The 12684-nt window shown below is 67.9% G+C and carries 13 protein-coding genes; 8 read left to right on the top strand and 5 right to left on the bottom strand.

Annotation, left to right across the window (positions count from 1 at the left end; all coding sequences use genetic code 11):
- Positions 1-55: 55 nt before the first annotated feature.
- Positions 56-907, bottom strand: a complete 852-nt coding sequence (locus ABD210_RS29840; RefSeq protein WP_344116032.1) for an AraC family transcriptional regulator — start codon at positions 905-907, stop codon at positions 56-58.
- Positions 908-1000: 93 nt separating this feature from the next.
- Here ABD210_RS29840 and ABD210_RS29845 point away from each other — a divergent pair, with 93 nt between their 5' ends.
- Complete coding sequence (locus ABD210_RS29845) at positions 1001-1792, top strand: phytanoyl-CoA dioxygenase family protein (protein WP_344116034.1); 792 nt, start codon at positions 1001-1003, stop codon at positions 1790-1792.
- A gap of 5 nt (positions 1793-1797) precedes the next feature.
- Here ABD210_RS29845 and ABD210_RS29850 read toward each other — a convergent pair whose 3' ends face one another.
- Positions 1798-2208 carry a VOC family protein gene (locus ABD210_RS29850; RefSeq protein WP_344116036.1) on the bottom strand — a complete coding sequence of 137 codons (411 nt, stop codon included), beginning with the start codon at positions 2206-2208 and terminating at the stop codon, positions 1798-1800.
- Positions 2209-2398: 190 nt separating this feature from the next.
- Between ABD210_RS29850 and ABD210_RS29855 the strand changes: the two genes are divergently transcribed.
- From ABD210_RS29855 to ABD210_RS29865, 3 genes are all read left to right on the top strand, one after another.
- Complete coding sequence (locus tag ABD210_RS29855) at positions 2399-3757, top strand: MFS transporter (protein ID WP_344116038.1); 1359 nt, start codon at positions 2399-2401, stop codon at positions 3755-3757.
- Between the two features lie 44 nt (positions 3758-3801).
- Complete coding sequence (locus ABD210_RS29860; protein WP_344116040.1) at positions 3802-4584, top strand: fructosamine kinase family protein; 783 nt, start codon at positions 3802-3804, stop codon at positions 4582-4584.
- Between the two features lie 63 nt (positions 4585-4647).
- Entirely contained in the window at positions 4648-6258 is a 1611-nt protein-coding gene (locus tag ABD210_RS29865; protein ID WP_344116041.1) for a beta-N-acetylhexosaminidase, read from the top strand.
- Positions 6259-6296: 38 nt separating this feature from the next.
- On the opposite strand, the gene ABD210_RS29870 is transcribed toward ABD210_RS29865, so the two are convergent.
- A complete protein-coding gene (locus tag ABD210_RS29870; RefSeq protein ID WP_344116042.1) occupies positions 6297-6602 on the bottom strand; it encodes a protealysin inhibitor emfourin in 306 nt (101 codons plus the stop codon).
- 462 nt (positions 6603-7064) lie between these two features.
- Between ABD210_RS29870 and ABD210_RS29875 the strand changes: the two genes are divergently transcribed.
- Both ABD210_RS29875 and ABD210_RS29880 read left to right on the top strand, forming a co-directional pair.
- Positions 7065-7268 carry a cold-shock protein gene (locus ABD210_RS29875; RefSeq protein WP_012921273.1) on the top strand — a complete coding sequence of 68 codons (204 nt, stop codon included), beginning with the start codon at positions 7065-7067 and terminating at the stop codon, positions 7266-7268.
- A 112-nt stretch (positions 7269-7380) separates the two neighbouring features.
- On the top strand, positions 7381-7881 hold the full coding sequence (locus ABD210_RS29880) for a DUF6328 family protein (RefSeq protein ID WP_344116044.1): 501 nt from the start codon (positions 7381-7383) through the stop codon (positions 7879-7881).
- Here the strand turns inward: ABD210_RS29880 and ABD210_RS29885 are convergent.
- A complete protein-coding gene (locus ABD210_RS29885; protein ID WP_344116045.1) occupies positions 7859-8716 on the bottom strand; it encodes an LLM class flavin-dependent oxidoreductase in 858 nt (285 codons plus the stop codon). The genes ABD210_RS29880 and ABD210_RS29885 overlap by 23 nt on opposite strands.
- 139 nt (positions 8717-8855) lie before the next feature.
- On the opposite strand from ABD210_RS29885, the gene ABD210_RS29890 reads away from it, so the two are divergent.
- A complete protein-coding gene (locus tag ABD210_RS29890) occupies positions 8856-10640 on the top strand; it encodes a BCCT family transporter (protein ID WP_344116047.1) in 1785 nt (594 codons plus the stop codon).
- A 121-nt stretch (positions 10641-10761) separates the two neighbouring features.
- Entirely contained in the window at positions 10762-11559 is a 798-nt protein-coding gene (locus tag ABD210_RS29895) for a dioxygenase family protein (protein WP_344116048.1), read from the top strand.
- 74 nt (positions 11560-11633) lie between these two features.
- On the opposite strand, the gene ABD210_RS29900 is transcribed toward ABD210_RS29895, so the two are convergent.
- Entirely contained in the window at positions 11634-12620 is a 987-nt protein-coding gene (locus ABD210_RS29900; RefSeq protein ID WP_344116049.1) for an SMP-30/gluconolactonase/LRE family protein, read from the bottom strand.
- Positions 12621-12684: the final 64 nt, after the last annotated feature.

A 12684-nucleotide genomic window follows, 5' to 3' on the forward strand; every position in this document is an offset into this window, starting at 1 on the left:
GGGTTGGTGCCCGAGGTCCCGGGTTGGTGTCCGGACCCCCGACAGCTCCCCCGGGTCAGGGGACGAAGGCGCGCTGGGCGTGGTGGCGGAAGGCTCGGGGTGACAGGGAGTGGGCGGCGGTGAAGCAGCGGGTGAAGTAGGACTGGCTGGCGAAGCCGCAGCGGGTGGCGATCTCGGCGATCGGGTCGGAAGTCGCCGCCAGCAACGCTGCGGCGTGCTCCAGCCGGAGGTCGGCGATCAGGTTCGTCGGCGTCATCCCGTACGCGGCGCGCAAGGAACGAGACAGGTGCGCAGGACTGACACCGGCCAGCTCGAGCAATCGCGGCACTCCCCCACGCAGGTTCTCCTGGTCGCGCATCGCCGCGCAGGCCTCCACCAGCCAAGCCGGCGCCTTCTTGCCGGACGCTGTCGCCGGAAGTTCCTCGGGCGACACCTGGGGCAGCAGCTCGATCCAGAAGCGCATCAGGTCGAAGGTGCCGGGATCGTCGGAGAACCGCTCCAGCGCGCTCTCGAACGTTGCCATCACCGTCTGCGGGTCAGCCGGCCGGAACGTGATCGGTTGCCGGGCCGCGTCCCAGCTGCCGGTCGGGTTCGTCCTGGTCAGGTTCAGGAATCCCTGCCAGGCCGAACTCGGGAAAGCCACGTTGATGAACTCCAACCCGTCCGGCGCGCAGCCCCGGAACGCGTGCCGGTCGCGGGGGCGGACGAGGACGATGTCGCCCGTCTCCAGCGGGATCGTGCCGGTCTCCAGCAGGTGTTCGCCACGGCCGCTGGTCACGCCCATGAACTCGTGGAAGTCCGCGTGGGTGTGCAGCTCGGAATGAGGCGTCCGCGGCGCTAGCAGGACCCGCGCCGCGTGGTACGGACGACCGAACGCGGCGGACGCGAACCGCAGTACCTGACCCACATCAACAATCTACAAGTTTGCGTCAGCTTGTTGCTAGCGCTGCCGCGCGTGACGGACGACGATTTCTGGTAGGACGACCAGGGGGTGTTTGACGTGACATCAGTGGCGAAGAGTGAGATCTCCGCGGACGCGGTCGAGGCCTTCGAGCGTGACGGCTACGTCATTTTCCGCAACGTGCTCGACCAGGACCTGATCAACGAGGTGAACGGCCACGTCGAATGGCTGCAGGCGTGCCACCCGGAGGTCCGGCCCGAGCAACTCGGTCACGTTTTCGTGCGGAACGACCCCTTCTGGCTGCGTCTTGTGAGCGACCCGAGCTTGCTCGAGATCGCGTCACTGTTCGTCGGGCCGGACCTCGCGTTGTTCGCCTCCCACTACATCTCCAAGCCGCCGTACTCCGGCCAGCCCGTGCTCTGGCACCAGGACGCCGCGTTCTGGCCACTCGACCCGATGAATGTGGTCACCCTGTGGCTCGCGGTCGACCACTCCACCCCGCAGAACGGTTGCGTCCGGGTGGTTCCCGGCAGCCACCTCGGGCCGACGGCAGAGCTGCGCGACAACCTGGACGTGGAGAGCGTTCTCGGCAAGGAGATCGCGGTCGAGGTGGATGAGTCGCAGGCGGTCGACATGGTGCTGGCGCCCGGCGACGTCGAGGTGCACCACCCGAACATCGTGCACGGCAGTACTGCGAACACCTCACCCAACCGCCGCTGCGGGTTGACGATCCGCTACATCCCGACCTCGACCCGCATCACCGATCCCGAGGTGCCCTACCCGAGCGCCTTCCACCTCCAGGGCTCCCCCGGCACGAACAGCTACCAGCCGCGCCCGCGGTACGTCGAAGGCCGCGACTTCCCGTTCGCGGACAGCGCCAGATGGACCTAGCCGGCTCAGACTGCCTCTTCGAGGCAGATACGGAACGGGTGGCCGGCGGGGTCGGCGTACACGCGCCAGCCGCGTGCGTTCTCGGCGGGTGGGGCGTCGACCGGGTCGAGCGGTTCGGCGCCGAGGGCCACCACCGTCGCGTGCCCGCTGGCCAGGTCGTCCACGATGAGGTCGAGGTGAAGCTGCTGCGCTGCCGCCCCGGGCCAGGTGGCCGGGCTGTAGTCCTCAGAGCGCCGGAAGCCGAGCGTCGACCCGGGGCCGGTCAGGCTCCGCCAGTCATCGTCACCGTGCTCGTCGACCTCCAGACCGAACAGCGTCGAGTAGAACCGGGCAAGCTCGAGTGGGTCCGGGCAGTCCAGCACCACCGAGCCGAGCCGCCCGGCGGTGCTGCCCGGCTGCTCTGCCACCTGCGTCATCTGTCCTCCAGCTTCTTTGTCAGGATGATCCCTAGGCCGCGCCCACTCTGCTTGGCAGGCCCGGCCGACCGCCAACGATGACAGGTCGGACCGACAGTCCGCATCTTTCGACACGCCTTGTCGAGCAGTCTGTTGTCGCGGAGCGGCAGCAGACAGTAACCGAGCCCCTCAGACCCGTTAGGAGTACCCCATGGCTGTCCCAGTCAACGCTCCGGCTTTGTCCCCCCGCCGGGCGGCCGCCGCATTGACGATTCTGGCCGTCGCGACCTTCAGCTTCGTGACCACCGAAGTGCTGCCGATGGGGCTGCTCACAGTGATGGCGGACGACCTCGACCAGTCCCGATCGCAGGTCGGGCAGCTGGTCACCGGCTACGCGGTCGTCGTGGTCCTCGCCTCCATCCCGCTCGCGCGCCTCACCCAGAGACTGCCGCGCAGGCTCGTGCTGACCGGCACGCTCGGCGTCTTCGGTACGGCCACCTTGCTGTCCGCACTGGCCCCGACCTACCCGGTCCTGTTCGGCGCGCGCCTTGTCATCGCGCTGACCCAAGCGCTGTTCTGGTCGGTGGTCGCGCCCGCTGCCGTCGGACTGTTCCGGCCGGAGGTCCGCGGTCGCGTCGTTGCTCGCCTCGCCGTCGGTACTGCGCTCGCTCCCGTGCTGGGCATCCCGTTGGGCACCTGGCTCGGCCAGCAGGCCGGCTGGCGGACACCCTTCGTCGTGATGGGCGCCATGGGTTTCGTGGCCTCGGCCGGCATCGCGGTGCTTCTACCCACGATCGCGCCGGCGGACAGCAGTTCGGCCCGCGGTTCTGCGCCGGACAAACGCAGGTACCTCCTGCTGATGATCGCCACCGCGATCGCCGTCACCGGACTGCTGGTGGTCAACACCTACGTCGCGCCGTTCCTTCTCGATGTCGGCGGCTTCTCGCCCGCCGCGCTCGGACCGGTCCTACTCGCCACTGGGCTGGGTGGTCTGACCGGAACTCTGGTGATCGGCACGCTCCTCGACCGCCACCCCTGGGCGGCGGTCGTCTGGCCGCTCGGTCTTGCCGCCTGCGCGCTGCTCAGCCTCTTCGCCTTGGGCCAGTTCCGGCCCATGGCGATCGCCCTGCTGACGGTGACCGGCCTGGCCTTCAGCGCCTTCGCCGTGGCGGGGCAGAACAGGACCCTCGAGGTAGCGCCAGGCAGCACCGACATCGCGCTGGCAGGCAGCGGCTCCGCGTTCAACATCGGTATCGCAGGGGGCGCACTGATCGGCGGACTCCTGATCGACAACACCGGCGTGCGCAGCGTGGCACTGGCCGGCGGTCTGCTGACAGCCGTCGGGTTCGCGGTCATGCTCGCCGAACCCCGCCTGGTTCGCGGTCGCGCCCTGCCCGCAGACGAGGTCGGCCAGCCCCTGATCGCGCCTGCTCGGTCTGCGATAGAGGCTGCTCTGCCTGCGATCGGATCTCCTGCCGCCGCCGGCGAGGCGGCGTTGCCACCACTTGGAGTCGTCCTGCCCGCCACTGAACTGGTCGAGCCTCACCCGCCTCGTTGCCTCACTCAGTAGTCTCTCGCTCCTTTCCGCAGCTGCGGTCATGGCAGAGTGCCGCCATGACCGCCGGGCCCGACACCTTCGTGAAGCAGCGACACGACGCGCCGCCCGGATTCTTCGAGGTGGAAGCGGCGGGTTTGCGGTGGCTTGCCGTTCCGGGCGGCGTGCCCATCGTCGAACCGCTCGAGGTCTCCCCCGGCCGGCTAGCCACGCCGCGGCTCGACCCCGTACCGCCGACAGGCTCCGCAGCCGACGAATTCGGTCACCGCCTCGCCGCGATGCACAACGCCGGCGCGCGCTACTTCGGCGTACCGCCCGATGGGTGGCAGACCAACGGTTACATCGGCACCATCGAGCTGCCGCATGCGCCGCAGCCGGTGGAGCCGGTGGACTCGTGGGGCGAGTTCTACGCAAGCTTCAGGCTCCAGCCGTACCTGCGCACGGCGTACGACAATGGCACGATCGACGGGCATCAACTGGAGGCGTTCGAGCGGCTGTGCAGCAAGCTGGTTGCCGGTGGGTACGACGATCCGTCGGAGCAGCCGTGCCGGATCCACGGTGACTTGTGGTCCGGCAATGTCTTCTGGTGTGCGGATGGCGTCCACTTGATCGACCCCGCGGCGCACGGCGGCCACCGCGAGACAGACCTGGCGATGCTCGGCCTGTTCGGCATGCCGCAGCTAGAACGAGTACTGCGGGCCTACAACGAGGCACATCCGCTGGCAGACGGTTGGCGCGAGCGGGTCGGCCTGCACCGGCTGCACCCGCTCCTGACCCATGTGGTGATGTTCGGCTCGGCGTACGTTGCCCCCGCTCTGGCCATGGCACGCAAGTACGACTGAGTAATGCAGGGAGTTGGCTGAAAGATCTTGACTCGGGGAGTGAGCAGACGAACACTTCCGGTCATGAACCGACTAGTCCGCCCCAGTCGTCGGGTCTCGCTCGCAGGTCTCATCACGGCCGCCTTGCTCGCGACTCCCCTCATCGCCATCACCAGTTCCGCCGCCGCGCAACCGGAGGCAGCCATGCCCGCCGCGCTGATCCCCCAGCCCGTCTCACAGCACGCACTGCCGAACCAGACCTTCACACTGCAGCGGTCGAGCGTCGTCGGCGTCGATTCGAACGCCAAGGAGCTCCGGGCCGCGATGAAGGTCGCCGATCAGCTCACCGCGCAACTACGCCGGTCCACTGGCTATCCGTTGCCCGTAGTACCGGTCCGGCCTGGGTTCGCTGACATCAGGCTCTCCACGAACGGCCCGGCATCGCTTGGCGCGGAGGGCTACCAGCTGCGCGCCGACCGCTCGGGCGTCAGCATCACCGCGGCCACCCCGGAAGGCCTGTTCCGCGGGGTGACCACACTGCGCCAACTGCTGCCCGCCAAGGCCGACGCCACCACGCGGCAGGCCGGTCCGTGGACCATTGTCGGTACTGCGATCGCGGACTCCCCGCGATTCGGTTATCGGGGCGCCATGCTCGACGTGTCGCGGCACTTCTTCTCTGTGGACGAGGTGAAGCGCTATATCGACCTGGCCTCGCTCTACAAGCTCAACAAGCTGCACCTCCATCTCGCCGATGACCAGGGCTGGCGGATCCAGGTGGACAGCTGGCCCCGGCTCACGACGTACGGCGGAAGCCTGGAGGTCAACGGCACGCCCGGCGGCTCGTACACCAAGGCGCAGTTCGCAGAGATCGTCCGGTACGCCGGAGATCGCTACCTGACGGTGGTTCCCGAGATCGACACCCCGGGCCACACCAACGCCGCGCTGGCCTCCTACGCCGACCTCAACTGCGACGGGGTGGCTCCGCCGCTCTACACGGGCACCAATGTCGGGTTCAGCTCGCTCTGCGTCGGCAAGCAGGTCACGTACGACTTCCTGGACGACGTGTTCCGCGAGGTCGCCCAGCAGTCGCCTGGTGACGTCCTGCATCTGGGCGGCGACGAGGCGCACTCCACGCCGCACTCGGACTACCTGGCCTTCGTCCCGAAGGCAGCTGCACTCGTCACCAAGCAGCACAAGCGCGTCATGGGCTGGCAGGAGATCGCCGAGACACCCCTGCCGGCCGGCAGCATCGCGCAGTACTGGGGTACCGACGACGCGCGTTCGCAGGAGTTGGCCCGCAAGGCAGCTGCGCAGGGCGCCAAGGTTGTCCTGTCTCCTGCCAACCGGGCGTATCTGGACATGAAGTACGACGCGAACACGCCGTACGGGCTCAGCTGGGCCGGGCTGGTCAACGTGCAGAAGTCGTACGACTGGAACCCGTCGACCCTGATCCCGAATCTCCCGGAGAGCGCTGTCGCCGGTGTGGAGGCACCGATCTGGACCGAGACGCTGGACGACCTCGACAAGCTCGAGTTCATGGCGTTCCCGCGGCTGCCGGGCGTGGCCGAGCTCGGCTGGTCCCAGGCCTCCGCCCTCGACTGGACGGCCTACAAGGACCGGCTCGGAGCTCAGGGCTCCCGCTGGGACGTTCTCAGCGTGAACTTCTTCCGCGCTCCCGAGATCGACTGGCACTGACGGCTGCCAGGGAGCCCGGCGAACCGCTGGGCTCCCAGTCAGTGCTGCAGGACGCGGTCGAGGAGCCAGGCCGTGTCCTCATCCAGATCCTGCTCAGCGACCGTCAACTGGGTGGGCTCGGCCTCCGGGGCATCCCGGAGCTCGAGCCTGTAGACGTACCGATCGGGCTGTGGACGGCCGGAACCGAGCTGGGACGGGTCGAGCTTGCGAGCAGCCTGCTCGATTCGTTCGCTGTCCGGCTCGGCCGAGGTGTCCAGTTCGCCCTGGGCCACCAGGCCGGCGAATCCGCCGCTGCGTACCACTTTGAGGATCAACCTGGCCTCCAGTCGGCGTCGTACGCTCACCTTTTCGCGCCGTGCGGCGGATGTCCAGGCCGGCGCGACACGCCGAGAGAAGTCAGGGCGACAACCTGACCATTACCGGGCGTACAGGGCGCCTTGTCCCACCTTGTCTCGTGCCGGATTCACTGCTGGAACGGGGGTTCCAGCAGGGATCCCGGAGAAACCGCAGGTCGGCAGGGGTTTCGTTGTCTTGCGGCCTGGCCGGGCCCGCCCGGCCGGCAGCTGTCGGCGGCGCTACGGCGTGGACACCGAGCGTGGCGGGCGGCAACTTTATGCGACACGTGTTCCCGGTCACCCCCCACATCAGCCCCGAGATCGGCTACAGTTGTCGCGTTGCAGTTTTGGACTCCCACTGACTTTCGCTGTGCTGCATGGCCGGTTTTGTCGTCTGGGGCCTTTCGGCGACACGCGGCTCATGAGGTGTGGGTCGCGTCTTGTTACAAGCCATCAAGGAGATAGACACAAATGGCTGTCGGTACTGTCAAGTGGTTCAACGCTGACAAGGGCTTCGGCTTCATCACCCCGGATGACGGTGGCGCGGACGTGTTCGCGCACTACTCGGCCATCCAGACCTCGGGCTTCCGCTCGCTGGACGAGAACCAGCGCGTCGAGTTCGAGATCACCCAGGGCCAGAAGGGCCTGCAGGCGGAGAACATCCGCCCGATCTGATCTTTGGATCAGTCCTTCTAAGAACTGAAAACAGAGGGGCCGCACACCGACCGGTGTGCGGCCCCTCTCAGCGTTTCCGGACGGGTACATTCCAGGCGAGGCAAGGAGACCGATGACGACGGACGACGCGCGGGCCCGCTACACCCGGGACGACGAGAGCCCCGGCGAGCGACTGGACCGGCAGTGGAACGAGTTGCTGCAGGAACTGCGGCTGGCGCAGACCGGAACCCAGGTCCTGTTCGCGTTCCTGCTGAGCATCGCCTTCACGAACCGTTTCCAGGATGCCGACGACTTCACCCACGACGTCTATGCCGGCACGATGATCGCCTCCGCCTTCGCGGCCGCGCTGTTCCTGGCACCGGTCTCGTTCCACCGGATCCTGTTCCGGAAGAAGATGCGCGACCGGATGATCCCGATCGCCGGCCGGATGACCGCGGGCGGGTTGTTCTTCCTGATCCTGGCGATGAGTGGCGGCATCCTGATCGCGATCGACGTCGTGCTGTCCCGGACCGCGGCCTTCATCGTCGTCGCGTTCCTGCTCGCCTGGTTCATCGTCTTCTGGTACGCGATCCCCCTGTGGGTCCGCCGAGCTAGCCGCGTAGACGAGGGATGACGTCGGCCGCGACCTCCTCGAGCACAGCTTCGCTGCCGGCGTAGACCCCCTCGGTCCGCGGCCAGTGGGTGATCACGTCGGTGAACCCGAGCTCGGCGGCCCGCCCGACCGCGTCCTCGAACGCAGCCGCGCTGCTGAGCGAATACCGCTGCGAGTCCAGCGACAGGTACCGGTCGAACGGCTTCCCTTCGAGTAAGTCGTCCAGCCGGTGGCTGAGGTCCACCACCGAGGCGAACCAGCCGGCGAGATCGTCGGACTTCCTGCCGGTGGTCACCCAGCCGGCGCCGTACCGGGTGGCCAGGCGGAGTGAGCGCGGGCCGTTCGCCGCCATCACGAAGGGGACCCGTGGCTGCTGGACGCACCCCGGGAGCGTCCGGGCGTTCCGCGTCTCGAAGTACTCGCCCTTGAAGTCGACCTTGTCGGTGGTGAGCAGCCTGTCCAGCAGTTCCACGAACTCCGCCAGCCGGTCGACCTTCTGCCGCGGGCTCAGGTCGTCACCGCCGAGGATGGTCGTGTCGATACCACCGCCCGAGCCGATGCCGCAGAGGAACCGTCCGTCGGAGATGTCGTCGAGCGCCAGCACCTCGCGGGTCAGCGTCAGCGGGTGGCGGAAGTTCGGCGAGGTCACGAAGGTGCCCAGCTTGATCGTCGAGGTGACCAGCGCGGCGGCGGTCAGCGTCGGGGTGGTGCCGTACCAGGGCGCGTCCTGGAGCCCACCCCAGGTCAGGTGGTCGTAGGTCCAGGCATGGTCGAAGCCGAGCTCCTCGGCCCGCCGCCACTTCGAGGCCGCGTCCGACCAGCGGTACTCGGGCAGGATCGTGATTCCGAAACGCATGTCCGCACAGTAGCGGGGAACCAGGGTGTGTCCGAAACCACGATAGTTGCTTTCTGCCACGATCTTCGGCACGGTCGTGGGGCAGTTCCCCCTGGCAACCGGAAACGGAGGCGCGCCGAAGCAAGGCGTGATTCACACTGTGGCGACCGATCTCGACAGCCAGCCGACAACCACTGACCGAGCACCCGATGGCCAGGAGCATCCCGCGCTGGCGTCTCCACCACCGCCGGGCAGTCGAAGTCGCGATTCGGGACTCGACCGGGTCGTGTTCGGTGTCACCGCGGTGATCGCCCTGGCCTTCGTGGCCTGGGGGTTTGCGGATGCCACTGGCCTCGGTACGGCGTCCACCTCGGCCCTGGGCTGGGTCGAGCACAACACCGGCTGGTTGTTCGTCCTGCTCGCATCCGGCTTCGTCGTGTACGTCATCTGGCTCGCAGCCGGGCGGTACGGCCGGATCCCGCTCGGGGCGGACGATGAGGAGCCCGAGTTCAAGACCGTCTCCTGGATCGCGATGATGTTCAGCGCGGGGATGGGGATCGGGCTGATGTTCTACGGCGTCAGCGAACCGCTGTCCCACTTCACGAGTCCGCCGCCCGGGACCGCTCAGCCCGGAACCTCCGAGGCACTGCAGACGGCGATGGCGACGACGTTGTTCCACTGGACCCTGCACCCGTGGGCGATCTATGCGGTGGTGGGCATAGCGATTGCCTACGGCACCTTCAGGCGGGGCCGCTCCCAGCTGATCAGTTCCGCGTTCGCCCCGCTGTTGGGCCGGCGTACCGAAGGGCCGATCGGAAAACTGATCGACAGCCTGGCGATCTTCGCGACGCTGTTCGGATCGGCCGCTTCGCTGGGACTGGGCACGCTGCAGATCGGCTCCGGCGTGCGGATCCTGGGCTGGCTCGACCAGACCGGGAACGCGGTGCTGGTCGGCGTGATCGCCATCCTCACCGCGGCGTTCGTCGCCTCGGCGGTGTCGGGTGTCGCCAAGGGCATCCAATGGCTGTCCAACATCAACATGGTGCTGGCGGTTGTGCTGGCTGCCTTCGTGTTCGTCGTCGGGCCGACCGTGCTGATCCTCGACCTGGTGCCGACCGCGATCGGGGTCTACTTCCGCGATCTCGCCGACATGGCCGCCCGGACCGAGGCCAGTGGCGGTGACGCGATGGCGAAATGGCTGTCCGGCTGGACCGTCTTCTACTGGGCGTGGTGGATCTCCTGGACGCCGTTCGTCGGTATGTTCATCGCGCGGATCAGCCGGGGTCGCACCATCCGGCAGTTCGTCACCGGCGTGCTGCTGGTGCCGTCACTCGTCAGCCTGGTGTGGTTCTGCATCTTCGGCGGCGCCGCGATCGACACCCAGCGCAACGGCCTGGACATCGCCGGCCAGTCCACCACTGAGGGTCAACTTTTCGGCCTGCTGCACCACTTCCCGCTGGCTTCGGTGACCACCGTGCTGGTCGTGGTGCTGGTCGCCATCTTCTTCGTGTCGGGTGCGGACGCGGCCTCGATCGTGATGGGCACGCTGTCGGAACGCGGGGCGATCGAGCCGCGGAAGTCGCTGGTCGTGTTCTGGGGTGTGCTCACCGGGGCCGTCGCGGCGGTGATGCTGCTCGTCGGCGGAGGTGGCTCCAGGGCGCTGCAAGGCCTGCAGAACCTGACCATCGTGGCGGCGCTGCCGTTCGCGCTGGTGATGGTCGGGCTCGCCGTCGCCCTGGTGAAGGATCTCCGCACCGATCCGCTGATGCTGCGCAAGGAGATCGCCAGTGAGGCGGTCGAGGCGGCGGTGATCGAAGGGGTGTCTGCGCACGGCGACGACTTCGCGCTCGTCGTGACGGGGAGCGGGAACGACTCCTCTCCCGACAACCCCGAGACTCCCGGGTCGCCGCAGCCGCGCGGCGAGGTGCCGCCCCCGAAACCCTGACTGATCGCCGCGCCGCGTCCGGAGTACAGGAATATTCTCCGGACGCGGCGTGCTGTGCCCTGGGAATCAATTGAGGGTTCAACTATGTTGGGAGGTGTAAGACTTGGAGAGGTGGAGTGAAGTGAGCGAGACCCTGGAGATCAGCCGGACGCCGGTGCTGTACCTGAGCCATGGCGCGCCCCCGCTGGCCGACGACCCGACCTGGCGGGCCGAACTGGCGGACGTGTCCGCCGGGATCAAGAAGCCGACCGCGATCCTGATCGTGTCGGCCCACTGGGAGGCCGCGCCGCTCACCCTTGCCGCGACCGAGACTGTGCCGCTGCTGTACGACTTCTGGGGCTTCCCCGAGCGCTACTACCAGGTCCAGTACGCCGCACCCGGCGCGCCTGAGCTTGCTGCGCAGGTCCGCAAGCTGCTGCAGTCCCCCGGCACTCCCGTGTACGACGACCCCACGCGCGGCTTGGATCACGGTGCATATGTGCCGCTGAAGGAGATGTACCCGGACGCGGACATCCCCGTACTGCAGGTGTCGATGCCGACCCTCGACCCGACTGAGCTGTTCAAGATCGGCCGCAAGCTGGCTCCGCTGCGCGACCAGGGCGTGCTGATCGTCGGCAGCGGCTTCACCACGCACAACCTGAGCGCGGTGAACCTGGGCGGGCCGGCCGACGCGACGCCGCCGACCTGGTCTCGCGAGTTCGACGACTGGGCCAAGCGGGCCCTCGCCGCGCAGGACATCGACTCGCTGATCGACTTCCTGCACAAGGGCCCGGCGGCCGGGATCGCCCACCCCCGGACCGAGCACTTCGCGCCGCTGTTCGTGTCGCTCGGGGCGGCCGAGGATTCCCTCGGCAAGGCCGACACCGTGGTCGACGGCTTCTGGTACGGCCTGTCCAAGCGTTCCTGGCAACTCGGCTGACCCACCGCTTGCGTCCGAAGGACTGGGGGTCCTGCCCTTCAGTACTTCGGACGCAAGCGGGGGTTTTGGCGCGGTTAGCGCTGTGGTGTGGGGAAGGTGGCGAGGTGGGCGGTGCCGATGCTGCCCAACCAGACCTTGCCGTCGCGCTCCCGTACGCCGGTGGGCATCCGGAAGTCCGGGTGCTTACCCCGCAGATCGTGCACCAGGTTGCCGTCGTCGTCGTACGCCTGGATCTCGATGATGTCGGCGGCCTTCGGCTTCACCGCGTCGGGTAGCGCCCAGACCGCCTTGCGTAGTACAGGGTGTTTCGGCAGCAGGAAGTCCAGCGAGGTGTTGCGGGGCGAGCCGATCGCCACCCAGATGAGGCCGTCCGAACCTCGCGCGATGTTGTCGGGCAGGCCCGGGATCATCGCCACCAGTTCGGGCTCGGCCTCGGCGTTGGTCAGGTCGAGCTTGAAGAGGCCGTAGCTCGCCGTCTCCACGAAGAACAAGGTGAATCTGTCGCCGCTGAGCGCGACTCCGTTCGGGAACGGCCGGCCGGCCGCGAGGCGGGTCAGCCGGCCGTCCGGCGTCAACCTGTAGAGGCTGCCGGTGCTCGAGTGTTCGAGCAGATCGGCCATCCACTCCGCGACGCCGAACCGGGTCGACGAGTCGGTGAAGTAGATCGTGCCGTCGGGCATCACGTCCGCGTTGTTGCAGAACCTCATCGGCCGGCCGTCGATCGCGTCCAGTAGCGTCGCGATCCGGTTGTCCTTGTCGAGGGTGAGCAGCCCGCGGTTGGCGTCGCAGATCAGCATCTTGCCGTCCGGCAACCACTCGAGCCCGAGCGGCCGGCCACCGGTATCGGCCAGCAATGTGACGGTGCTCCGATCGGCACTGATCCGCAGGATCCGCCCGTCGAGCAGACCGGTGATCACACTGCCGTCGTCGTCGATCAGGACATCCTCCGGGCCGTGCCCGGGCAGTGCCACAGTCTCGACCTCGAGCTGCCGCGGCTGTCGCGCGGCGGGCGCAGGGGGCGGGGTCCAACGAACCGGGGCGATGCTCGACTTCGCGCTCATGACCCGACAGTAACCATCCGACCCCGATCCGTCTGGTTTACGGCGCGCGTCGCCAGAACTCACC

Origin of the sequence: Kribbella alba, assembly GCF_039529635.1 — a bacterium.
Lineage (GTDB): Bacteria > Actinomycetota > Actinomycetes > Propionibacteriales > Kribbellaceae > Kribbella > Kribbella alba.